This is a genomic window from Vibrio sp. N418 (assembly GCF_000222565.1).
Taxonomy (GTDB): Bacteria; Pseudomonadota; Gammaproteobacteria; order Enterobacterales; family Vibrionaceae; genus Vibrio; species Vibrio scophthalmi.
On sequence record NZ_AFWD01000095.1, the window covers coordinates 94918 to 118025 of the forward strand.

The window sequence follows — 23108 nt, forward strand, 5'->3', positions numbered from 1 at the left end:
AAGAATACTGAGTTAAATCATTAATCCCAAATATTGTGGTGAGAACTCAAATTTTCAAGGCTTAACTGATTTTTAAGTGGGGAGTAGTTTAAGGAATTTTATCACGAACAACCAATCTGTTAGTGATTTGTTTGAAGCACTTGTGATTTTTTGCCCTTGAATGGCGTAACTTTATCCGTTATTGGGCTATTCGCTTGGTGCTGGGTTGGTTAAACTAACACTATCACCTTTGATAAGAGCCTCTCATGCGCGACCATCGTCCCACGCTCAGTAACGATATTATCTCCGACTCTCGCTTTGCGGATTTGCAAAAGCATGCCAAAGAGATCATGGCGATTAATGAGCTGCTGAAAGAAATTTTACCTAAACAAACGGTGGATCATTGCCGCGCGGCAAATGTGCGCGATGGTCAGTTGGTGATTGAGGTCGCCAGTGCCGCAATGAAAATGAAGCTAAGCTATGATCGCTTACACATTCTGAGCCAATTGCGCAGCCAAGGTTTCGCTCGTTTAATTGCAATTGATGTGCAGATTAATCCTGAGCTATATCGTAGCCGCAAGGACTATAAGCCACAGGATATAAAGCCACGTGAGCCGATTTCAGATATCGCCGCAGAGTATTTGCAAGGTATCGCTGAAAATGCGCCGCCAAAAATTAAGGCTCGCTTAGAAAGCTTGGCCAAATTGGCTCAACGTAAGCAAGAGCAATAATCGCCGTTTGCATACCGTTAACTAAATTTAGACGTAAAAAAACCAGTCGATTGACTGGTTTTTTTTATTCTTTCGCGCTTACGCTAGAACCATGCTTGGGTCAGCGAAGGCAACCGGTGAGGTTTGCTCTTCTTCAAAGGTTACCCATTCCCAAGCTTCTTGATCAGCAAGTACTGAGCGTAGAAGTTGGTTATTTAAACCATGGCCTGATTTGAATGCACGGAATTCACCGATGATTGGGTGGCCACACATGTAAAGGTCACCAATCGCGTCTAACACTTTATGAGTCACGAATTCGTTCTCAAAGCGCAGACCTTCTTCATTCAGAATGCGGTATTCGTCCAGTACGATAGCGTTATCAAAGCTGCCGCCTAAAACAAGGTTTTGTGATTGAAGGTATTCAATATCACGCATAAAACCAAAGGTACGAGCTCGTGAAATCTGCTTCACAAAATCTTGTGATGAGAAATCAAACACTAGGTGTTGCTCGTCAGCATCGATGGCTGGGTGATTGAACTCAATCTCAAAATCCATACGGAAACCGTTATAAGGCTTAAATTCAGCCCACTTGTCGCCATCTTCAAAGCGAACAGGTTTCTTAATACGGATGAAGCGTTTTGCTGCGTTTTGCTCTTCGATACCTGCTTGTTGAAGCAAGAATACGAATGGGCTCGCACTGCCATCCATAATTGGAATTTCAGGTGCATCCACTTCAATAATGACGTTATCGATACCCATGCCTGCTAATGCCGCATTCAAGTGTTCAACCGTTGAGATACGAATACCTTGGTCGTTCACAAGTGCAGTACACAGCATGGTGTCACGAACTGATTCTGGGTCCGCTGGAAAATCAACAGGTGGATTAACATCGGTACGACGGTAAATAACACCTGTGTTTGCAGCAGCTGGGCGAAGAGTTAAAGCGACTTTACGGCCGGAGTGTAAACCAACACCGATCGTTTTCACTATTTCTTTCAGAGTACGTTGTCTGATCATCTGCTTGCCTCAGGGTTTAGTGCTACAAATCACGGACGATGAAATCATCGGCCGCGAATCATACCACATTTTAGAACCATGTCAAAAATTGACGCGATTAGTCAGCTTGACGACGTAGAAACGCTGGAATATCTAAATAACCATCTTTTTCTACTTTCGGCGCCGTGCTTTGGCCTGAGCCATTGCTTGCTGACGCAGAGCTTGCCGGCTGTGAAGTGACTTGCGGTTTTTCCTGCAATGTCTGTGCCGGTTTCTCTTCTACTTTTACCGCTGCTGGTTGCTGAGTTGCGACTTGTGACTGAGGTTGTGCTACCGGTGCCACTTTCGCTTTGCCGCCCGCCACTAATGTGATGTCAGGCTTTTTCTCGTTACCAATACCTGTTGCAACTACTGTTACACGAATCTCATCCGCCATATCAGGATCAAGTGAAGTACCAATAACAACCGTTGCGTTGTCTGATGCAAACGCTTTCACTGTGTTACCCACAGTTTCAAACTCGTCTAGACGCATGTCTAGGCCAGCCGTAATGTTCACAAGAACACCACGAGCACCAGCAAGATCGATGTCTTCTAGAAGTGGGCTTGAGATAGCCATCTCTGCCGCTTCTTCTGCACGATCTTCGCCTTTTGCTACGCCGCTACCCATCATTGCATGACCCATTTCCGACATCACGGTACGAACGTCCGCAAAGTCGACGTTGATCATACCTGGGCGAGTAATCAGCTCAGCAATACCTTGAACTGCATTTTTAAGTACGTCGTTCGCACTAGCAAAAGCTTCAAGTAGAGTGATTCCGCGACCTAGTACTTTCAGTAGTTTCTCGTTCGGGATAGTGATCAAAGAATCGACGTGCTTAGACAGCTCTTCGATACCTTGCTCAGCAAATGCCAAACGCTTCTTACCTTCAAAGCTAAAAGGCTTTGTTACTACCGCAACCGTTAGGATACCTAACTCTTTGGCAACTTCAGCAATAACAGGTGCAGCACCAGTACCGGTACCACCGCCCATTCCCGCTGCGATAAATACCATATCGGCACCGGTTAGCTCTTCTTTAATTCTATCTCGATCTTCGAGAGCAGCGTCACGTCCTACTTGAGGGTTCGCTCCAGCGCCAAGACCTTTTGTCATGTCACCGCCAATCTGAATGACGCTGTTCACGCTAGTTTTACGCAGTGCTTGCGCATCAGTATTAATACTGATGAATTCCACACCTTCAATGGACTCACGTACCATGTGCTCAACGGCGTTACCGCCACCGCCACCAACCCCAACGACTTTGATTACCGCATCGTCAGACATTTCCATCATCGGTTCAAACATGTGTTATCTCCGTTTTTCCTGCTGCTCAGGTTAAAACTCTTTTTGTATCCAGTTACGTAAGCGATCGAACATTGAGGTCACTGGTTGGCGTTTAGGTTCGCTGTATTCAGTGTCATCATTAATCTGACTGTCTCTTGCGTAATGAAGTAAACCAACTGCCGTAGAATGATACGGCTCTTTTACGTAATCTGTTAAGCCGCTCACCTCTAGAGGTTTGCCAACTCGAACTTGGTTGCGGAACACGCGCTCCGCACATTCTACCAAACCTTCAATTTGCGCGGCACCACCCGTTAGCACCACACCGGCTGCTAAATGATGTTTAATGCCTTCTTCACGCAACTTATCTTGAACGGTATCGATAGTTTGATTAACCAATCCCATAAGTTCAGTATATCTCGGCTCAATCACTTCCGACAAAGTTTGTCGTTGTAAACTGCGTGATGGTCGCCCACCGACACTTGGGACGTTAACCGTGTCGTCTTTACTAACCAGCTCACTAAGAGCACAGCCGTATTTTACTTTTATCTCTTCTGCATCACTCACAGGAGTGCCAAACGCAAAAGCGATATCACTGGTCACCGCATTGCCTGCGTATGAAAAAACTTCAGTGTGACGCAGTGCGCCGCCGGTCCAAATGGAAACATCCATGGTACCCGCGCCGATATCAACGACACACACACCCAGTTCACGTTCATCTTCAGTAATAACAGCATTACTTGCTGCCAGACCTGAATAAACCAGATGCTCAACCGTCAAACCACAACGTTCAACAGCCTTAATAATATTTCTTGCCATATCATTGTGACAAGAGATTAAGTGCACACTAACTTCCATGCGTACACCTGATAAACCTAGCGGGTTTTTAATCCCTTCTTGGTAATCAATGGTAAATTCCTGCGGGATAACATGAAGAATGCGCTGTTCATCACCAATTTTTATTGATTTAGCGGTATGAATCGCACGATCCATATCTTCTTGTGAGACCTCTTCATCTGAAATAGTTCCCATCCCTTTTTCTATACGGCTCGCAATATGGCGACCTGATATAGAAATGAATACATTACGGATTTGGCATTCAGCCATCAGCTCCGCTTGATCAACTGCACGTTGAACGGACTTCACCACTGATTCAAGATCGTTGACGCCGCCTTTATCCATGCCACGTGAAGGGCTGGTACCTGCGCCAATGATATTGATTTGACCATCCGGTAAAATCTCGCCAACTAGAGCCGACACGGTCGCAGTGCCTATATCAAGACCAACAATAATGTTGTCATCAGCGGTCTTAGTCATCTGTACTCTCTTGTTCTAACTCTTGTTCAGGGAACCAGCCAACCGCGGCCCCCGTATCATACCTAAGATCGATATAGCTGACTCTTAACGCGTCACTACCTAGATTTTGGTATAGCGAAATAAAACGGTCTATGCGTTCATCCAGTGATTCTTTACCCAGCTCCAAACGAATGCCGTTATCGAGAATGATCTGCCATGCTCGGCGATCATTAAGAACCAACGAGGTAATGGTGAGATCCAACGGCGCAAATTGCTGACTCAATTTATGCCAAGTCGCCAACACGTCTGCACTTGTCCCTTCAGGGCCATAAAGCTTAACGCGTTCTCCGTGGAGCTTACCAATATCACCGTCAAACACTTTACCAGCATCATTTAATAGTGCATTGCCATTCCAAATAGCTTCTGCGTGATGCTCGGTAAGAAAAACTTTTACCGTGTCTGGCCACTGTTTACGAATTGAGGCATTGGCAACCCAAGGCAATGATTCGATGCTATCTTGCAATACGTCTACATCTTGCGACATAAAAGTACCGACATGATCCAACTTGGAAAATGCGCGCTGCACATCCAATGCTGTGACGTATTCTAAATCACCTTGCAGAACCAGCTTCGATAACGGTAAGCGTTGATCATCCCACATCCACGAGACGGTGGAATAAAGCAGAGAGCCAATCAATACCACTACCACCAGTAAAAAACTGGCGCCAACGGCGTGTTTTTTTACTAGTGGAAAATCGATTAAACGACGTCCTTGGTTAAAAACAGTTCTAATCAAAGTCCGTTGTCCTTCGCTAATGCTCGCAATTGTTATTCCTATCTCTTCGTATAGGCCAAAGCACTTGCTTTAACCCTCGGATTATACTGGGGTCACTAAAAGTATCAAACCTTGAAAGTAAGAAATCATAGCTTTAACGCTAGAAATGCGCTAAATATTCAAAAAACGGCCTAGATTGCCAGCATTTGATCAATATTCAGCTCTAACGCAGCGAGCTGTTTCGCTACTTTGCCCACATCACCTGCGCCTTGGGTTAGTACTAAGTCACCGTCTTGTAAAACATTTGCCAAAATTGCAGGTAGAGCTTCCGTTTCTGGAACAAAGATAGGATCAATCTTACCGCGGCTACGAATGGTACGGCACAATGAACGTCCATCAGCACCCGCAATAGCCTTCTCACCTGCTGCATAGACATCCAGCATGATCAATACATCGACTTGCTCAAGTACATTGGCAAAGTCATCATACAAATCACGAGTACGACTGTATCGGTGTGGTTGGAAGATCATCACCAGACGTTTCTCTTCCCAGCCACTACGTGCAGCTTGAATCGTCACGTCCACTTCGGTTGGGTGATGACCATAATCATCCACCAGCATTGCGCTGCCATTACCGGTTTCAAATTCACCAAGGTGATCAAAACGTCGGCCCGTTCCTTGCGTACCTAACATCGCGTTGAGGATCGCTTCATCACCAATATCATCTTCCGTTGCAACAGCAATGGCTGCCGACGCATTCAGGGCGTTGTGACGACCAGGGATGTTCAAGGTAATATCAAGATTCGCACGACCTTGGCGTACTACGGTAAATTGACCTTGCTGGCCATTTTGACGGTAATTTTCAATACGCACATCGGCATCTTCAGAGAAACCGTAGGTGATCACTTGACGGCTAATACGCGGAATCAACTCACGAACCACTGGATCATCGATACAAACGATCGCTTGGCCGTAGAACGGAAGATTATGCAAGAAATCGATAAAGGTCTGCTTAAGCGTTTCGAAGTCACCACCGTAGGTATCCATGTGATCCGCTTCGATGTTAGTCACAATGCTTACCATCGGTTGTAGGTGCAAGAATGACGCATCACTCTCGTCCGCTTCTGCAATTAAGATGCGGCTTGAACCAAGGCGAGCGTTAGTCCCGGCACTTTTCACTAGGCCGCCATTAACAAACGTTGGATCGAGACCCGCTTCAGAATAGATTTGTGTCACTAATGCTGTCGTGGTGGTTTTACCATGCGTCCCTGCCACCGCAATTCCGTGACGGAAGCGCATCAGTTCAGCTAACATCTCAGCACGGCGAACCACTGGAATACGCGCTTCACGCGCCGCTTTAATTTCTGGATTCTCTTCATTAATGGCAGTAGAGACAACAACCACACTCGCGTGAGCGACATTTTCTGCCTGATGGCCGATATAAACGGTCGCTCCTTTTTGCGTTAATCGCTCTGTCACTGGGTTTTCAGCGATATCAGAACCGGTAATTTGATAGCCTTCGTTAAGCAGCACTTCTGCGATGCCACTCATGCCTGCGCCACCAATACCAATAAAGTGAATCGACTTTACTCGGCGCATCTCTGGCACCATTGCTCTAATCTGAGCCAAATCTTGGGTATGTTTAATCGTCATTGTCTTTCTCGTTATTTGGTCAGGTCGATGATCGCTTGCGCGACGACGTTATCTGCTTCTAGTTGAGCTGCGCTTCTTGCCTTAATGGCCATCGCTTGCAGTTGGCTGCGATCCAGCATGCGGATTTCATCGACTAACTTTTCTACTGTCAGATCAGGCTGTTCTATCATTTTAGCTGCGCCACATGCCACTAGATGATCGGCATTCAACGCTTGCTGACGATCCTTGTGCATGAAAGGAATAAAGATTGCCCCCACACCGGCAGCCGATACTTCTGAGACCGTTAAGGCGCCAGAGCGACAAACCAGTAAATCAGCTTGGGCGTAGGCGGCAGCAACATCATCGATAAACTCGACCGTTTCAGCCTGTGTCACTTGTTCAGCTTGATAAGCGGCGCTGACTTCTTGCTGGCTATTCTTACCAGCTTGATGCACCACTTGATACCCCTCGCCCAACGCAGCCATCACCAACGGCATAGTTTGGTTGAGAATACGAGCGCCTTGACTGCCGCCCATAACTAAAATACGAATAGGGCCACTGCGTTCAGCAAAGCGCGTTTGTGGTTCAGCCAGAGCCACCACATCTTCACGTACCGGATTACCTACTACTTGCGCGTTAGGAAAAGCACCAGGAAAAGCTTGGAATACTTTTTTAGCGATCTTGGATAGCCACTGATTGGTTAAACCTGCCACCGCATTTTGTTCATGTAGCACCACGGGAATACCCAATAGCCATGCAGCGATACCGCCAGGGCCACTCACATAACCACCCATACCTAAAACCGCATCCGGCTGCCATGCTTTCATATGCGCTCTGGCTTGCAGGATGGCATTGATTATTTGGAATGGTGCTTTAATAAGGCGAGCAATACCTTGACCACGAAGGCCTTTTACTTTGATAAAGTCGATTTCGATGCCGTGTTTTGGCACCAAATCCGCTTCCATACGATCCGCAGTGCCAAGCCAGCGAATCTCCCAGCCTTGCTGCTGCAACTTTTTAGCAACCGCCAAGCCTGGAAAAACGTGACCGCCGGTACCACCAGCCATCACCATTAAACGTTTATTTTTATTCATCTTCTGCATTCTGTGTAGATTGTTGCTGCGCATGAAGGCGGCATTCGTGGTCGATACGCAGCAAAATTGAAACGGCAACCGCCATCACAATCAAACTCGAACCACCGTAACTGATCAGCGGTAATGTTAAGCCCTTGGTCGGAACAATCCCCGCCGCAGCCCCCACATTTACCAAGGTTTGAAAGGCAAACCAAATACCAATGCCAAAAGCGAGATAGCCGCCAAAAAAATCGTCACTTTCAAAGGCGCGACGACCGATAAAAATCGCTTTCAATACCAAGCTAAAGATCAGCATTAAAACTAAAACAACGCCAACAAAACCTAACTCTTCCGCCAGTACCGCAAAAACAAAGTCGGTATGCGCTTCTGGTAAATACGCCAGCTTTTGGACCGAATTACCCAAACCTTGACCAAACCACTCCCCGCGACCAAATGCCATCAAAGATTGGGTTAACTGATAACCACTACCGAACGGATTTTCCCATGGGTCAAGAAACGAGGTGACACGCTTCATACGGTAAGGTTCTGCGAGAATCAAACCAATAACAGCAGCAATGCCCACCACCACCAGAGCAAGGAACTGTGTCAACTTTGCCCCAGCAATGAACAGCATACCGAACAGCGTCACCAGCATAACGATCACGGTACCTAAGTCTGGCTGAAACAATAACAGTACCGCCAAGGTACCAAATACGGCGATCGGTTTGATAAAGCCACCAACAAAGGTTTCCCGGACTTCATCTTGTTTGCGGACCAAATAGCCCGACATAAAGATAAACAGCGATAACTTCGCTACTTCAGCCGGTTGTAGGTTAAACAGACCGAGTGGGATCCAACGTGATGCACCGTTAACCGATTTACCGCCAACTAACACCACGACCAAAAGGAAAATGGATAATCCCAGCAGCGGATAACTGTATTGCAGCCAGCGCTTCATCGGGATTTGTACGATCACCGCAGCGGTTGAAAATGCCAAGAACAAGAAGATCGCGTGGCGGAACATAAAGTGAAACGGTTGCCCGGTTAAACGGGTACTGATCGGAAAAGAAGCCGAAGTTACCATCACGAGACCCGTCAACATCAGGCCAAGCGAAATCCACACCAACTGGCGATCAAAAAGCGCCTCGGGTGCAGAGTGAGTAAACCACTGTTTTAGATTGGCGAACGCATTTCGCAACGGCATCTTCTCGTTTATCTCATTTATGTTGAAAGAATCAGGTTTAAGGATCGGTTAAGCAAACTGCTCGGCAAGCTCGGCAAAAGCATCGCCACGCGCCATAAAGTTACTGAACTGATCAAAGCTTGCACACGCAGGTGATAACATCACCATATCGCCCGCTTGCAGTTGTGGGGTTGCCCACTCAACGATCTCTTGCATGGTAGCAAAACGTAGAGCAGATGCATGCAAAGGCACAAATTGATCGCCATCTGCGCCAAAGCAGCACAGTTGCACATTGAGTTGCGCCAGTACGGGTGCCAAATCACTAAAATCCGCACCTTTGCCGTTACCACCAACCAATAAGTACAATTTACCGGCCAAATTTAGGCCAGACAGCGCCGCGAGGGTACTCGCCACATTGGTCGCCTTGGAATCATTGACCCACTTGATACCACGATTATCGGCAACAACCTGACATCGATGTGTCAGACCGTTGTAAGACTTCATTGCAGCAAGGCCAGCTTTCACGTCAACACCGGCCGCACTGAGCAGCGCAATCACGACTAAGCTATTCGCCACATTGTGACGACCAACCAAACTCAACTCATTTACCGCTAGAATGGTTTCACCCTTATAAGCTAAAAACTCAACGCCATCGTGCTCGATCACGCAAGCATCACTTGACTGCTCTAGTGAAAACTCAAGCAGCGATTTTTCATCATCAGGATAAGTCGCTTTGTCGTCAGCATTAACCACGCACACTTGGGCATGATCAAAAATACGCAGTTTCGCAAGACGGTAATCTGCCATACCTTGGTAGCGATCCATATGATCTTCAGAAAGATTCAAAAAGGCAGCGGCTACCAGAGGTAAGCTTGAGGTTGTTTCGAGTTGGAAACTTGATAACTCAAGCACATAGAGATCGGCCGGTTGTTCAAACAGATCAAGCGCTGGTACACCAATATTGCCACCAACGCCTACATTCCAGCCTGCCGCTTTCGCCACCACGCCGGTCATATCGGTTACCGTACTCTTACCGTTAGAACCGGTAATGGCAATCACAGGCTTATCGACATGCCATGCAAACAGCTCGATATCACCGACGACGGGAATACCTGCGGCGATCACTTGTTGGATCTCAGGCGTCGCTAACGCAATCCCCGGGTTAGTCACCACTAAATCAGCCTCTAATAGCCAATCGGTGCGCCAACCACCGGTATGCAACTCAACATCTTCAGGCAGTGACTCTTGACCGGGTGGTGTCGCACGCGTATCAATCACTTTCACCTGCAAATCTAGCGGTAAACGCTTGAGATGCTTAACGACAGAGAGCCCGGTAATCCCGAGCCCCACAACCACAACTTTTTCGATACCTTGCCAATGTTGCATGGGCATGCTGTGTCTTCCTTAACGTACTTTCAGAGTCGCTAGACCGATAAGAACCAAAACAATAGAGATGATCCAGAAGCGTACAATAACACGTGGCTCTGGCCAGCCTTTTAATTCGTAGTGATGGTGGATTGGCGCCATGCGGAAAATACGTTGGCCGCGCAGCTTGTAAGAACCCACTTGTAGGATCACTGACAGCGTTTCCATAACGAAAACACCACCCATAATCACCAACACAAATTCTTGACGAACCAACACCGCGATCGTCCCTAATGCACCACCGAGTGCCAATGAACCCACATCACCCATAAACACTTGTGCTGGGTAGGTGTTAAACCAAAGGAAACCTAAACCCGCGCCGACAATTGCAGTACACACCACCACCAGTTCTGATGCATAAGGAACATGCGGAATGTGTAAATATTCTGAGAACTGCACATTACCCGTAGCCCATGCAATCGCTGCAAAGCCTGCCGCAACCAGTACGGTTGGCATGATGGCTAAGCCATCGAGACCATCGGTTAAGTTAACCGCATTACTGGTACCGACGATAACAAAATAGGTCAAGACAATGTACATCAAGCCCAATTGCGGCATGATGTCTTTAAAGAACGGCACCACCAGCTGAGTCGCAGAGGTATCTTTGCCATGTGCGTACAGAGCAAAAGCCACCACTAACGCAATGGCTGATTGCCAAAAGTATTTCCAACGCGCAATTAAGCCATCAGTGTTTTTGCGTACCACTTTACGGTAGTCATCAACAAAACCGACAGCTCCGTAGCCAAATAGCACAAAGATCACCGCCCAAACATAAGGGTTACTGAGATCGGACCATAACAATACGGTAATGATAATAGCCGCGAGGATCATGATACCGCCCATGGTTGGCGTGCCACGTTTACTGAAGTGAGATTCAGGACCTTCATTACGCACCACTTGGCCAATCTGCAACATTTGCAAGCGACGGATCAAACGGGGTCCCATCCACAATGAAATACCTAATGCTGTTAATACGCTCAAAATGGCGCGAAATGACAGGTATTCAAATAGACGGAAGAATGAGAAATATGGCTGTAGCAGCTCTGCAAGCCAAATAATCATGAATAAATCTCCTTCAACGCAGTTGCAACCTTACTCATACCAGCGCTGTTTGCGCCTTTAACAAGTAATGTGTGGGGACCAGTATGATGCGGCAACTGCTGTTTTATAAACTCAATCATGCTGTCGTGTGATTCAAAATGTTGACCTTGGCAAACGTCACTGATGGCTTTCGCATCAGCACCAAAAGTCAGTACATGTTCAAAATTAAATGGGGCTGCATGTTCCCCGACTTGTCGGTGAAGTGCAAGGCTTTCATCGCCTAACTCTGCCATATTGCCCAAAATAAGCCAGCGAGTGCCGCTAAATCCAGCTAAAAGATCGGCCGCCGCTTTCATCGCCGGAACGCTGGCGTTATAGCTATCATCAATCAAGCGGATTTCATTGTTCAACGCCACTAACTCTACGCGGCCTTTCACTTTAGACAGTAGCGCGAGACCAGCAGTAATCGTTGCAAGATCAGCACCAAGCTCCACCGCCAGTGACGCTGCTGCCAACGCATTAGAAACATTATGTTGACCAATAATACCCAGCTGTATCGCGGCACTACCGAGCGGCGAATGCAAGGTAAAGCTCGCTTCACCATTGGCATTTATCGCAATATGATCGGCGTAATAATCGGCACTCGGATCGCTCACTGAAAAGGTTTTGACCTGTTTATCAGCTAACGCTGGTTGCCAAAATTGCCCACCATGACTTTCTAGGTTCACAATCGCAACACCACCCGCTTTCAAGCCTTGGTAAATTTCACCTTTCGCTTGTTTGACGCCATCAATCGAACCAAAACCTTCTAAGTGCGCTGCGGCGACATTATTGACCAGCGCCACATCCGGGGTAACCAATGCCGAAGTGTAAGCAATCTCACCGATATGATTAGCACCGAGTTCAATTACGGCAAAATCATCTTGCGGCGTAGAACGCAGCAACGTCAGCGGCACACCGATATCATTATTGAAGTTACCCGCGGTGAACAACACTTGGCCCTGTTGCGCCATGATGCTTGCGACCATCTCTTTCACTGTGGTTTTGCCACAACTGCCGGTAATCGCTACCGTTGGCGTCGCACATTGTTGATGTACGTAGGCTCCCAACAGCCCCAAGGCTTGCTTAGTATCACTGACCACCAGCTGCGGAATTGCGATTTCAAGAGGGCGAGAAACCAACAGTGCTGTCGCGCCAGACTCTAGCGCTTGCTGTGCAAAATCATGAGCGTCAAAACGCTCGCCAATTAAGGCGACAAACAATGCGCCTGCTTGTAGGTTGCGAGTATCGGTAGAGACAAGTGTAATCTCACAATCATCACCGACCATTTCACCGCCAAGTACTTGGGCAATGTGGCTAAGAGTCATATTTATCATAATGATAATCCTAGTAGCTGCTGAGCTGATTCACGATCAGAGTAGTGCACCGTTTTATCCGCTAGGACTTGATAATCTTCATGGCCTTTACCCGCCAATAAAATAATATCTTGCTCGCCGGCATGCTCTAGCGCGTATTGTAAAGCGGTAAAACGTTGATGCTCCACAATCGCTTGTTGAGGATGACTCATCCCCGCCAACATATCTTGTACGATTTCCGCTGGATCTTCACTGCGCGGGTTATCATCAGACAAAATCACGCTATCGGCCAAACGTTCACCAATTTCCGCCATCATCGGACGCTTACCTTTGTCGCGCTCACCGCCACAGCCAAAGATGGCCCAAAGCTGACCTTGGCAATGGACACGCAATGCTAATAGTGCTTTTTCCAGCGCGTCAGGTGTATGAGCATAATCAACGACCACTTTGGCTTTACCTTCGATGGTAAAAAGCTCCATGCGACCAAGTACAGGTTCAAGTTGTGAGGCGGTATCAATCAAACTTTGCTTATCAATACCCAATGCCAGCAATGTCGTCATCGCTAACATCACGTTTGATGCATTAAATTCACCAATCAGTGGCGCGCAGATTTGTCCTGCACCAAAATGACCATCAAAAGCAATATCAATACCTTGCTCTGAATAGGCTACCTGAGTCGCCCACACCGCTGGCACGTCCGCTTTAATGGTTTCGTTTGGTGGTAATAGAGATACCGCAATCGCGTTGTCGAGTCGCTTCACCCACTGCTGACCAACCACATCATCAACGTTGACAATCGCATGCTGGCATTGATGTTGGCTGAATAGGGTAAATTTCGCCTCTGCGTACTCTTCCATCGTGCCATGGTAATCAAGGTGATCACGGCTTAAATTGGTGAATACACCTGCAGCAAAAGCGAGTGCTTGAACGCGCCCTTGAACAAGGCCATGTGAAGAGACTTCAAGTGCAGTGTAATTTGCGCCAAGCTGAGCGAGTTCAGCAATGGTACGCTGCACTTCAACCGCATTACCGGTCGTGTTCGCCGCAGGTCGCAGAGTCTCTAAGAAACCATTACCTGTGGTGCCCATCACTGCAGCGCGCTGCCCAACTAGCTCAAGCCATTGAGCCATCAATTGAGTAATCGTGGTTTTACCATTGGTTCCCGTCACCGCAATCAATTGATTATTGTGGTGAGCGTAGAGACGACCAGCCAGGGCGGAAAGGTGCAGACTTAAATCCGCAACATAGACGATAGCAACACCATCGCGCAGTTCGACTAAGCCATGCGGCTTTTCACTGCACGCTTGAGCAATCACAGCATTTGCACCGTTATTAAGTGCGGCATCAATGAACTGACGGCCATCAGTGGCATGACCTTTAATCGCCACAAACGTCGTTCCAGAGGTGACTTTACGGCTATCTAATTCAAGCTGTGCGACAGCGATATCAGCGGCAAAACCGCTCAGTGGCAGCCAAGGAGCAACCAACTGTTGTAATGTGAGACTTAACGACATACAAAGGTCTCTCTTTATTCCTGAATTGATTTATTTTCGTCTGGTGCGACGTTCAAGATCTGTAGACTGCCTTTCATTATTTCAGCGAAAACCGGACCGGCTACAGAACCACCATAATAATTATCACCTTGCGGCTCATTCACAATCACCACCAAGGCCACGCGTGGATCACTGGCTGGTGCCACCCCCGCGGTATACGCAAAATATTCATCACCATAACCACCGGCAATCGCTTTACGCGAAGTACCGGTTTTCGCCGCAACACGATAGCCAGGAACCGCCGCTTTGGTAGCTGTGCCTCCTGGTTGGGTTACGGTTTCCAGCATGCCCAGCACCATACGAGCGTATTTCTCGCTGATCACCTGACGAGAAAAATCTTGCTGGTTGTTTTCTAAGATGTGCACTGGCTGGTATTTACCATAGTTGCCCAACGTGGCATAAGCGTGCGCAAGTTGCAGAGGTGTAATGGTCAAACCATAACCAAAAGAGAGCGTGGCGATTTCAAATTTCGACCAACGACGGCGATTAGGGAAAATACCGGTCGATTCACCGACCAGATTCAAGCCTGAAGATTCGCCAAAACCGACCGAGCTGTACATACCCAGTAATGCTTCCAATGGCATTTCTAACGCCAGTTTCGCCACACCGATGTTACTCGACTTTTTCAAAATGGTGGTCAGATCGGCTTTGCCCACTTTCGAAGTATCACGAACACGACTGCCGCCAACCTGCATGATGCCGTTACCGGTATCAATCACGGTGTTTTCATCAGCCACACCATTTTCTAATGCCGCTAACACCACGAACGGTTTAATCGTAGAGCCTGGCTCAAAGGCATCGGTGATCACGCGGTTACGCATTTTCGCTGATTGCAAATCTGCGCGGTTATTCGGGTTGTATGAAGGAGCATTGACCATCGCCAATACAGCGCCCGTTTTAACATCAAGTAGTACAGCAGAACCCGATGTGGCGCGGAAATCTGCCACTGCTTGTTTGATCGCGCGATAGGCAATCGCCTGTAGGCGCTGATCAATAGTCAGCGTCAGTGGTTTACCTTCTTCTCGCTCTTCAAGCGAAATGTTTTCTACCACTCGGCCATAACGGTCTTTACGAATAATTCGTTTACCCGCTTCACCGGTAAGCCATTTATCGTAGCTACGTTCAACCCCTTCTAAACCGTGGCCATCAATCCCAGTCACACCCACTAAGTGAGCACTAACCTCACCCGCTGGGTAATAACGACGTGACTCCGGTTTAAGGCCAATACCGGCCAACTTCAACTGACGAATGTAATTCGACATCGCAGGACTGACTTGGCGCTGTAAGTAAATAAAGCGACGAGTTTTGTTGCTATTAATTTTGTCGAGCAAGCCTTGGCGATCAAGACCTAAGACATCCGCGAGAGCATGCCAGCGGTCAACATCAACTAAGCCACCTTCTTTGAAAATGGTTGCCGGATCGGCCCAAACCGCTTCAACGGGAACACTGACCGCCAAAGGTTCACCATTGCGATCGGAGATAATGCCACGTGCGGAATGTAAGGTTTTGGCGCGAATAGAACGCAAGTCACCTTGTTTGATTAGGTTGTCTGGTTCAATAATTTGGATGTAACCAATACGTGCGACGAGCGCCGTAAAAATGGCAAAAACAAAGAAAAGGACTAAGTAGAAACGCCAACGAATCAGTTGAGGAGGCTCAACATCGGGTTTCTTCGGCGTTGGTTTGATTTTCGGAGAACTCATGGTAAGTCAATCACCACTTCTTTATCAGAGTCGGGGCGTTTCATCTCTAACTCTTGCTTTGCAACGGCTTGTACACGGCTATGTTCCGCCAGTGCCGTTTCTTCTAACAGTAAGTTACGCCACTCATTGTCCAGTCGTTCGCGTTCAACCAAAGCTTGGTCTTTTTCGGTTACCGCTTCACGAGTATGGTGAGTCATAAAAACCACCCCCATCGCACTAGCAAAAATCAATAACAACATACCAAGGGGAAAACGCCCGGTGGTAATTAAGTCTCGACCGATGAGCTTGGCAAGATTAGGCGTGGTTTTACTCATGATGAAATTACAGTTTCTCTGCGATACGTAATACTGAACTACGCGAGCGAGTGTTTACTTCCACTTCTTGCGTCGTTGGTTTAATCGCTTTGCCGATTGCTTTTAAGTTCGCACTACCAAGCTCACGGATTTGCGCTTCCGTTAAAGGCAGTCCATGTGGCACTTGTGGGCCTTGGCTCTCTTTACGAATAAAACGTTTCACCATGCGATCTTCCAATGAGTGGAAGCTGATCACTGACAAGCGTCCTTCCGGTGCAAGAATGCTCGCCGCGCCTTTTAGCGCTGTATCGATCTCTTCTAGCTCACTGTTGATGTAGATGCGGAACGCTTGGAATGAGCGAGTTGCCGGGTGTTTTTTCTCTTTGAAGCTTTTTGGCGCAGCATCAGAGATGAGTTTTGCTAACTGGCCGGTACGAGTCAGCGGTTCGTTCTCTTCGTTTTCACGATAAGCAACGATCGCTTTAGCGATGCGGCGAGCGTGTTTGTCTTCACCAAACTCACGAATAACCCAAGTGATGTCGTCCAAATCTGCTTCCAATAACCACTGAGAAACAGAAATACCCGATGTTGGATCCATACGCATATCTAGCGGGCCATCTTTCATAAAGCTAAAGCCACGCTCTGCATCGTCGAGCTGCGGTGATGAAACACCAAGGTCAAACAGTACACCGTCAACTTGGCCAACCAAATTGTAGCGCTCAGCGTATTCGGCAATACCGGAGAATGGGCCATGAACGATAGTAAAGCGAGGATCATCGATCTTGTTTGCTTCTTCAATCGCTTGCGGGTCACGGTCGATACTGAACAGACGACCATTCTCACCCAATTTCGACAAGATTGTGCGGCTGTGGCCACCACGACCAAATGTACCGTCTATGTATGTGCCATCGGGTTTGATTGCCAATCCATCGATCGATTCATTCAGTAATACAGATATGTGTTTAAATGCTTCTGTCATAGTTATCTCATCGGCTAGCGTGTTGATGCGCTCTAACTCTTCAGTGTACTGATTTCATCACGCAGTGCCACCCTTGGTCGCTTGTATCACGTGACATTGCGCTAAGTTTAATACTCAAGCGCCTTCAATATCGACTTTGAGAGCCTAGACGCGGCTTTCAGTTGAAGAAAAATAACGTCAATTATGAACGTTTTTTCAAGCCCATCGGATCATAAAACCCCAGCATTGGCAGGCAAAGAAATTTCAGTCCCACTAGAAAGTTAGCTGAAAAGAGCCTGAGTATATTGCTTAGGAGAATATTTTCGTCAGTAAAATGCAAAAAACCCATCATAACGCAAGCGTTACGATGGGTCTCGAATAGGTGGAGTCGACGTATAAGCCGGGTTCTGTATCCGCTTGCGCGGTGATAGCCATTCGTCTAGGCCAGCAATCGCTCACTGGCTCAAGCAACCTACCCGCCTCCTTACGCGAGCAACGCAATGTGGAGGCCTATTTGGTCTTGCTCCGGGTGGAGTTTACCTTGCTACGAACTGTTGCCAGTCGCACGGTGCGCTCTTACCGCACCCTTTCGCCCTTACCTGTGCTCTTGCGAGCCATCGGCGGTCTTCTTTCTGTTGCACTTGTCGTAGGCTTGCGCCTCCCAGGCGTTACCTGGCACCCTGCTCTATGGAGCCCGGACTTTCCTCCCCTTTGTCAGTCTCCCGAAGGACGTCAACGCCAGTCTCCCGAAGGGACTTCAGCGTCAGTCTCCCGAAGGACATCAACAAAGCAGCGACTATCCAGTCAACTCCGAGGCGGATTGTATAGAGTTCAAGGTACAGTGTCTAGCGAGATCACAAATATGATGAGATATGGATGTTAAACGGCTAAAAAGCGAACATTTCACGGCGAGAAGAGTGAAAAGACAAAGAGTAGAGAACGCTTCGCTTCGAGAGGCAAGAGCGAAAAGCAAGAGAACAAAGAGCCGAGAACGCTGTGCTTCGAGAAACGAGAGCGAAGAGCGAGAAGATAAGAGTTGGGAACGCTGCGCTTCGAGAAGCGAGAGCGAAGAGCGAAAAGACAAAGAGCTGAGAACGCTGCGCTTCGAGAAGCGAGAGCGAAGAGCGAGAAGACAAAGAGCCGAGAACGCCGCGCTTCGAGAGGCAAGAGCGAAGAGCGAGAAGACAAAGAGTAGAGAACGCTGCGCTTCGAGAGGCAAGAGCGAAGAGCGAGAAGATAAAGAGCCGTGTACGCTGCGCTTCGAGAAGCGGGAGCGAAGAGCGAGAAGACAAAGAGCCGAGAACGCTGTGCTTCGAGAAACGAGAAAGGCGCAGCCAAGTAACCTCGCCTCTCGCTTCTATAATCTCGCTTCTAATTTCTCGCCTCTATAATCTCACTTCCAAATTCTCGCCTCTAAAATCCGCTTAACCTAAATTCTCTAGACCCCATTTGTAGAGAGCGTTTTTCTTTAGGTTGTAGATCTCAGCAGCTAAGGCTGCAGCTTTTTTCAGAGGCAGCTCTTTGGTCAAAATAGCGAGGGTGCGAGTCACTTCATCTGGCAGAGTCTCTTCTGCCACTTCACGGTGACCATGAACTAGCAAGACCATTTCACCACGTTGTTGGTTACTGTCCGCTTTAACCCATTCGATCAATTCACCCAGCGGCATACCTTGGAAAGTTTCGAAGGTTTTCGTTAACTCACGAGCCAATACCACTTCACGTTGTGGGCCAAGAATGTCCAACATATCTTCTAAAGAGTCTAAAATGCGATGAGGTGACTCATAAAAGATACAAGTACGCTCAACTTTAGCGATTTCCAATAACTTATCTTTTCTTGCTTTGCTCTTTGGTGGTAAAAAGCCTTCAAAGCTAAATCGATCCGAAGGTAAACCAGACGCGCTCAATGCGGTAATAACAGCACAAGCACCTGGTAGTGGGACAACTTTAACCCCGGCTTGACGACATTGATTGACGAGATGGTATCCTGGATCACTAATAAGTGGTGTACCCGCATCGGAAACCAAAGCGATTGACTGACCTGACAACAATTTTTCGACTAAAACTTGCGCTTTTTGTTGTTCGTTATGATCATGCAGAGGAAAGGTTTTTGTCGGGATATTAAAGTGCGCTAAAAGCTTACCAGTATGACGAGTATCTTCTGCCGCAATCAGATCGACGCTAGAAAGTACTTCAATGGCACGTTGCGTAATATCGCCCAAATTGCCAATTGGAGTGGGTACAATAAAGAGAGTTGGGATCTGTGCTGGTAAGGTTTTATTATCTGTCATTTGTTTAGCATCACTTCAACGATTAATATAGACACAATTTTATACGGAATTAACGAATAACTCATGGCCATAAATAACCAAAAGCGACTAAGTGTAACACGCTTACTGACTCCTGTAGCCCTTGCGGTGGTATTAGCAGCGTGTTCGTCTACTTCATCAACACCCAATTATGTCGATATTACGCTCGACCCGACTCAGTCGGTGACCAACTACCTTATGCGTGCTGACAGCAGTGAAGGAAGCTTACAGAGCGACTGGTTGATTATGGCGCTGAAAGCCGCAGTCGAAGCCAATGACATCAATCAAGCTGATTTATTGATCAAGCGCCTTGCTCGTCAACCGCTATCGGATATGCAGCAAGCTGAATGGCAGTTGGCTCGCGCAACACTGTTGTACAACAATGAGCAAATAAACCAGGCGGCTGAACAGCTTAACTTCCGTCCATCTTGGCGTCTTGCCAATGAGCAGTGGAAAGATTACCACCAGCTACGCGCGGATATTTTTGCTAAGCAACACAACTACTTCGACGCTGCTCGAGAGCTTACTCAACTGGCAGAATTTGAAGACAAATCGCAACAAGGCTACCTAGCAGAAAGCATTTGGCAAAACTTGACCCAATACCCAGAAGCGCAGATCACCCAATTTAATACCGCGGCGAGTAGTGCTGACTTCGATGGTTGGGTGCAATTGGCGATCTACAATGCAAGTTTGGCCAGTAACATTGCTCAATTGAAAAATACGCTCGAACAGTGGTTGGCAGAAAACCCATCGCACCCTGCTGCTCTTTATACGCCACAAGCCATTGAAGACATTCTCGCTTTGGATGTGACAAAACCGGTTAATACCGCCCTACTGCTACCACTATCAGGTAAGTTTGCCAAACAAGCTCAGTTGATCCGTGATGGTTTCATCTTGCAAATGATGAACGACGAGCAACGTGATCCTAACGCAACCTTAACCGTAATCGATACCAATGCCACCGATATCAACTCGCTACAACAGCAGTTCATCGAAAAGAATATCGACTTTGTGGTTGGTCCTTTGGTGAAAGGCAACATCGCTAAACTACAACAAGCACAAACGACGACAGGCCATCCATTGCCAATGCTGGCATTGAATATTCCTGACGAAGTAATGCCAGGTAGCAATATTTGTTACTTAGCACTGTCGCCAGAACAAGAAGTAGCGCAAGCCGCGAAACATCTATTTGCTCAAGGTTATCGCTACCCATTAGTGTTAGCGCCGCAAGGTCGACTAGGACAACGTGTGGTTGAGGCCTTTGAAGCGGAATGGAAAAAGTACAGCAACGATAAAGTTGCCGTAAACCTCTTCACTGAAAAACGTCAGCTACAACGCAATATCAACACCGCTTTTGGGCTGCAAGAGAGCCAACAGCATATCGCACAGATGGAATCATTACTTGGTCTGTCACTGGAAAGCCAACCACGTAGCCGTCGTGATATCGATGCGGTTTACATCGTTGCTGGCAGTGCCGAGCTAACGCTGATCAAGCCGTTTATTGAAGTAGCAATCAACCCAGACACTAACCCGCCGAAACTATTTTCGAACTCTAGCAGCAACAGCGGCCGTCAACAGTACGAAGATTTAACCGGCGTAATGTACAGTGACATTCCACTACTGATCCAACCAAACAGCGCGATTGAAGCGCAAATGAATCAGATGTGGCCTAAAGGTTCAAACGCTGAAAAACGTCTGCAAGCGTTAGGAATGGATGCTTACTTATTAATGGAACAGCTACCGCAAATGAAGGTAGTTAATGGCTACCGTATCGATGGTAATACCGGTGTACTAAGCATCGACAACAATTGTGTCGTGCAGCGTGAAATCAGCTGGGCTGAGCATGGCAACATTGATAGTGCAGACGCGCAAGAAGCTGAGCTCATCGACAACACAGCAGAAGCCAGTGCTGAACAAGCTAACTAAAGGGCTTTTTTTCGAGTCCGCCGCTGAACAACATCTTGTGAGTTGCGGACTCAGCAAAATTGCGAGAAACTTTCGCATCAAAGGTGGTGAGATCGATTTGATCATGCGCGACCAAGACACAATTGTCTTTGTTGAAGTACGCTACCGCCAAAACCAAAATTATGGACATGCTGCAGAGACTGTCACCTACAGCAAACAACAGCGTTTAATTAAAACGGCCAATGTTTGGTTAATTAAACAAGGATTGTCCGTTCATTCGACCAATTTTCGTTTCGATTTAGTCGCTATTCATCATGATGGAAAGCAGATTGATTGGATCAAAAACGCCATAACTCAAGGGTAACCAATGCTAGAGAGCATTAAAGAAAGCTTTACCGAAAGTATTCAAATTCAAATCGCTGCGGCAGAAGCCCTGCCAGATGCCATCACCCACGCGGCGCAAGCCTTGGTCTATAGCCTACTCAACGGCAATAAGGTGCTTTGCTGCGGTAATGGTGGCTCTTTATCTAATGCTCAGCAATTTGTCTCCTGTTTGCTCAACCGGTTTGAAACGGAGCGCCCTAGCCTACCTGCAATGGCATTAACCGCGGACAACACCACACTGACGGCCGTCGCAAATGACTACCACTACGAGCATATCTTTTCTAAACAAGTGCGCGCTTTTGGTCAACCAGGTGATATTTTATTAGCGATCTCAACCAGTGGTAACAGCAAAAACATCATCAAAGCGATGGAAGCAGCGGTAACTCGCGATATGACTATCATTGCACTAACCGGTAAGGACGGTGGTGAAATGGCTGGCTTGCTGGGTGAAAATGATGTTGAAATTCGTATTCCATCTCACAGAACGGCTCGAATTCATGAGGTTCATATGGTGACGTTACACTGTTTATGTGATTTGATAGATCAAGTTTTATTCCCCACTCACGAAGAGTAAAGAGATGAACTTAATCAAAGCCTTATTGATTGCCACCCTGGTAATGTCGACCAGCGGATGTGTCGGCTTATTTGTTGCTGGTGCAGCAACAACCGTCAGCGTTGTCACTGACAACCGTACCACCAAAGAGATTTGGAACGACAATAATATCGAATTTGAAATCGCAGGCATGACCAACAAAGCCCCATATCGTGGCAATGTACGCGCAACCGCGAGTTCTTATAATGGTATTGTGGTGCTAATGGGGCAAGCAAATACCCAACAGATACTGAATGAATTTGAAGCCCAAGCACGTAAAACCCCTGGGGTAACACAAATTCACAACCAAATCAGAGTGCAGCAGCCACTCTCGATTGGTGAAATTAGCCACGATAGTTGGATTACCACTAAAGTGAAGTCAGCACTGCTCACCAATGAAGAGCTGAGTACAGTAAAAATCAAGGTCATCACCGAAGGTGGTGAAGTATTTTTGCTTGGCTACGTGTCTCGCGCACATGCAGATTTAGCGGCAGAGATTACACGTAACGTATCTGGCGTCAAACAAGTGATCAAAGCTTTTCAATACGGTGATTAATACCGGAGAGTCATGATTGATAGGCATAAAAAAAGCAGCGTAAGCTGCTTTTTTTGATTCTGCGGTTGGCGATTAA

The 23108-nt window shown here is 47.3% G+C and carries 20 protein-coding genes and 1 other RNA gene; 5 read left to right on the forward strand and 16 right to left on the reverse strand.

Annotated elements, in window-relative coordinates; all coding sequences use genetic code 11:
- Window positions 1-245: 245 nt before the first annotated feature.
- Window positions 246-710: a DUF721 domain-containing protein gene (locus RH86_RS18615; RefSeq protein ID WP_009387958.1), complete on the forward strand. Its 465-nt coding sequence runs from the start codon at window positions 246-248 to the stop codon at window positions 708-710.
- Between the two features lie 78 nt (window positions 711-788).
- Here RH86_RS18615 and lpxC read toward each other — a convergent pair whose 3' ends face one another.
- From lpxC to rsmI, 16 genes are all read right to left on the reverse strand, one after another.
- Window positions 789-1706, reverse strand: coding sequence for a UDP-3-O-acyl-N-acetylglucosamine deacetylase (gene lpxC / locus RH86_RS18620; protein WP_005594078.1), 918 nt, complete (start codon window positions 1704-1706; stop codon window positions 789-791).
- A 97-nt stretch (window positions 1707-1803) separates the two neighbouring features.
- On the reverse strand, window positions 1804-3027 hold the full coding sequence (ftsZ, locus tag RH86_RS18625; protein ID WP_005594076.1) for a cell division protein FtsZ: 1224 nt from the start codon (window positions 3025-3027) through the stop codon (window positions 1804-1806).
- Between the two features lie 30 nt (window positions 3028-3057).
- Complete coding sequence (gene ftsA / locus RH86_RS18630) at window positions 3058-4320, reverse strand: cell division protein FtsA (protein WP_005594075.1); 1263 nt, start codon at window positions 4318-4320, stop codon at window positions 3058-3060.
- The gene (locus tag RH86_RS18635; RefSeq protein ID WP_005594074.1) at window positions 4313-5095 is read right to left on the reverse strand and encodes a cell division protein FtsQ/DivIB; all 783 of its coding nucleotides are present in this window, start codon (window positions 5093-5095) and stop codon (window positions 4313-4315) included. Before RH86_RS18635 ends, ftsA begins: the two co-directional genes overlap by 8 nt.
- Window positions 5096-5265: 170 nt before the next feature.
- Window positions 5266-6726, reverse strand: a complete 1461-nt coding sequence (murC, locus tag RH86_RS18640) for a UDP-N-acetylmuramate--L-alanine ligase (protein ID WP_005594073.1) — start codon at window positions 6724-6726, stop codon at window positions 5266-5268.
- An 11-nt stretch (window positions 6727-6737) separates the two neighbouring features.
- A complete protein-coding gene (murG, locus tag RH86_RS18645) occupies window positions 6738-7799 on the reverse strand; it encodes an undecaprenyldiphospho-muramoylpentapeptide beta-N-acetylglucosaminyltransferase (RefSeq protein WP_005594072.1) in 1062 nt (353 codons plus the stop codon).
- Window positions 7792-8982, reverse strand: coding sequence for a cell division protein FtsW (gene ftsW / locus RH86_RS18650; protein ID WP_005594071.1), 1191 nt, complete (start codon window positions 8980-8982; stop codon window positions 7792-7794). The genes murG and ftsW overlap by 8 nt, the downstream gene beginning before the upstream one ends.
- A gap of 48 nt (window positions 8983-9030) precedes the next feature.
- Window positions 9031-10347 (reverse strand): UDP-N-acetylmuramoyl-L-alanine--D-glutamate ligase, encoded by a 1317-nt coding sequence (murD, locus tag RH86_RS18655; protein WP_009387959.1) that lies wholly within the window; start codon window positions 10345-10347, stop codon window positions 9031-9033.
- A gap of 18 nt (window positions 10348-10365) precedes the next feature.
- The gene (gene mraY, locus RH86_RS18660; protein WP_005594069.1) at window positions 10366-11448 is read right to left on the reverse strand and encodes a phospho-N-acetylmuramoyl-pentapeptide-transferase; all 1083 of its coding nucleotides are present in this window, start codon (window positions 11446-11448) and stop codon (window positions 10366-10368) included.
- Window positions 11445-12803 (reverse strand): UDP-N-acetylmuramoyl-tripeptide--D-alanyl-D-alanine ligase, encoded by a 1359-nt coding sequence (locus RH86_RS18665; RefSeq protein ID WP_009387960.1) that lies wholly within the window; start codon window positions 12801-12803, stop codon window positions 11445-11447. The genes mraY and RH86_RS18665 overlap by 4 nt, the downstream gene beginning before the upstream one ends.
- Window positions 12800-14296: a UDP-N-acetylmuramoyl-L-alanyl-D-glutamate--2,6-diaminopimelate ligase gene (gene murE, locus RH86_RS18670; protein ID WP_009387961.1), complete on the reverse strand. Its 1497-nt coding sequence runs from the start codon at window positions 14294-14296 to the stop codon at window positions 12800-12802. Before murE ends, RH86_RS18665 begins: the two co-directional genes overlap by 4 nt.
- 14 nt (window positions 14297-14310) lie before the next feature.
- Window positions 14311-16038 carry a peptidoglycan glycosyltransferase FtsI gene (locus tag RH86_RS18675; protein WP_005594064.1) on the reverse strand — a complete coding sequence of 576 codons (1728 nt, stop codon included), beginning with the start codon at window positions 16036-16038 and terminating at the stop codon, window positions 14311-14313.
- Complete coding sequence (ftsL, locus tag RH86_RS18680) at window positions 16035-16352, reverse strand: cell division protein FtsL (RefSeq protein WP_005594063.1); 318 nt, start codon at window positions 16350-16352, stop codon at window positions 16035-16037. The genes RH86_RS18675 and ftsL overlap by 4 nt, the downstream gene beginning before the upstream one ends.
- Window positions 16353-16359: 7 nt before the next feature.
- A complete protein-coding gene (rsmH, locus tag RH86_RS18685) occupies window positions 16360-17310 on the reverse strand; it encodes a 16S rRNA (cytosine(1402)-N(4))-methyltransferase RsmH (protein ID WP_005594062.1) in 951 nt (316 codons plus the stop codon).
- A 359-nt stretch (window positions 17311-17669) separates the two neighbouring features.
- An RNA gene (rnpB, locus tag RH86_RS20000) (RNase P RNA component class A) lies at window positions 17670-18101 on the reverse strand.
- Between the two features lie 612 nt (window positions 18102-18713).
- The gene (rsmI, locus tag RH86_RS18695) at window positions 18714-19577 is read right to left on the reverse strand and encodes a 16S rRNA (cytidine(1402)-2'-O)-methyltransferase (RefSeq protein ID WP_009387963.1); all 864 of its coding nucleotides are present in this window, start codon (window positions 19575-19577) and stop codon (window positions 18714-18716) included.
- Window positions 19578-19640: 63 nt separating this feature from the next.
- Between rsmI and RH86_RS18700 the strand changes: the two genes are divergently transcribed.
- The 4 genes from RH86_RS18700 to RH86_RS18715 are packed head-to-tail and all read left to right on the forward strand — an operon-like array spanning window position 19641 to window position 23032.
- Entirely contained in the window at window positions 19641-21521 is a 1881-nt protein-coding gene (locus RH86_RS18700) for a penicillin-binding protein activator (protein WP_009387964.1), read from the forward strand.
- The gene (locus tag RH86_RS18705; protein WP_005594057.1) at window positions 21502-21864 is read left to right on the forward strand and encodes a YraN family protein; all 363 of its coding nucleotides are present in this window, start codon (window positions 21502-21504) and stop codon (window positions 21862-21864) included. The genes RH86_RS18700 and RH86_RS18705 overlap by 20 nt, the downstream gene beginning before the upstream one ends.
- A 3-nt stretch (window positions 21865-21867) precedes the next feature.
- Entirely contained in the window at window positions 21868-22458 is a 591-nt protein-coding gene (locus RH86_RS18710) for a phosphoheptose isomerase (protein WP_005594056.1), read from the forward strand.
- 4 nt (window positions 22459-22462) lie between these two features.
- Window positions 22463-23032 carry a BON domain-containing protein gene (locus RH86_RS18715; protein ID WP_005594055.1) on the forward strand — a complete coding sequence of 190 codons (570 nt, stop codon included), beginning with the start codon at window positions 22463-22465 and terminating at the stop codon, window positions 23030-23032.
- Window positions 23033-23108 lie beyond the last annotated feature (76 nt).

What these genes read in the sequence shown, in the direction of transcription:
- murG (WP_005594072.1), bottom strand. Translation starts at nt 7,799, where the DNA reads ATGAATAAAAATAAACGTTTAATGGTGATGGCTGGTGGTACCGGCGGT.
- rsmH (WP_005594062.1), bottom strand. Translation starts at nt 17,310, where the DNA reads ATGACAGAAGCATTTAAACACATATCTGTATTACTGAATGAATCGATC.
- RH86_RS18700 (WP_009387964.1), top strand. Translation starts at nt 19,641, where the DNA reads ATGGCCATAAATAACCAAAAGCGACTAAGTGTAACACGCTTACTGACT.
- RH86_RS18665 (WP_009387960.1), bottom strand. Translation starts at nt 12,803, where the DNA reads ATGATAAATATGACTCTTAGCCACATTGCCCAAGTACTTGGCGGTGAA.
- rsmI (WP_009387963.1), bottom strand. Translation starts at nt 19,577, where the DNA reads ATGACAGATAATAAAACCTTACCAGCACAGATCCCAACTCTCTTTATT.
- murD (WP_009387959.1), bottom strand. Translation starts at nt 10,347, where the DNA reads ATGCAACATTGGCAAGGTATCGAAAAAGTTGTGGTTGTGGGGCTCGGG.
- murC (WP_005594073.1), bottom strand. Translation starts at nt 6,726, where the DNA reads ATGACGATTAAACATACCCAAGATTTGGCTCAGATTAGAGCAATGGTG.
- ftsZ (WP_005594076.1), bottom strand. Translation starts at nt 3,027, where the DNA reads ATGTTTGAACCGATGATGGAAATGTCTGACGATGCGGTAATCAAAGTC.
- ftsA (WP_005594075.1), bottom strand. Translation starts at nt 4,320, where the DNA reads ATGACTAAGACCGCTGATGACAACATTATTGTTGGTCTTGATATAGGC.
- lpxC (WP_005594078.1), bottom strand. Translation starts at nt 1,706, where the DNA reads ATGATCAGACAACGTACTCTGAAAGAAATAGTGAAAACGATCGGTGTT.
- RH86_RS18710 (WP_005594056.1), top strand. Translation starts at nt 21,868, where the DNA reads ATGCTAGAGAGCATTAAAGAAAGCTTTACCGAAAGTATTCAAATTCAA.
- murE (WP_009387961.1), bottom strand. Translation starts at nt 14,296, where the DNA reads ATGTCGTTAAGTCTCACATTACAACAGTTGGTTGCTCCTTGGCTGCCA.
- ftsW (WP_005594071.1), bottom strand. Translation starts at nt 8,982, where the DNA reads ATGCCGTTGCGAAATGCGTTCGCCAATCTAAAACAGTGGTTTACTCAC.
- RH86_RS18715 (WP_005594055.1), top strand. Translation starts at nt 22,463, where the DNA reads ATGAACTTAATCAAAGCCTTATTGATTGCCACCCTGGTAATGTCGACC.
- mraY (WP_005594069.1), bottom strand. Translation starts at nt 11,448, where the DNA reads ATGATTATTTGGCTTGCAGAGCTGCTACAGCCATATTTCTCATTCTTC.
- RH86_RS18675 (WP_005594064.1), bottom strand. Translation starts at nt 16,038, where the DNA reads ATGAGTTCTCCGAAAATCAAACCAACGCCGAAGAAACCCGATGTTGAG.
- ftsL (WP_005594063.1), bottom strand. Translation starts at nt 16,352, where the DNA reads ATGAGTAAAACCACGCCTAATCTTGCCAAGCTCATCGGTCGAGACTTA.
- RH86_RS18615 (WP_009387958.1), top strand. Translation starts at nt 246, where the DNA reads ATGCGCGACCATCGTCCCACGCTCAGTAACGATATTATCTCCGACTCT.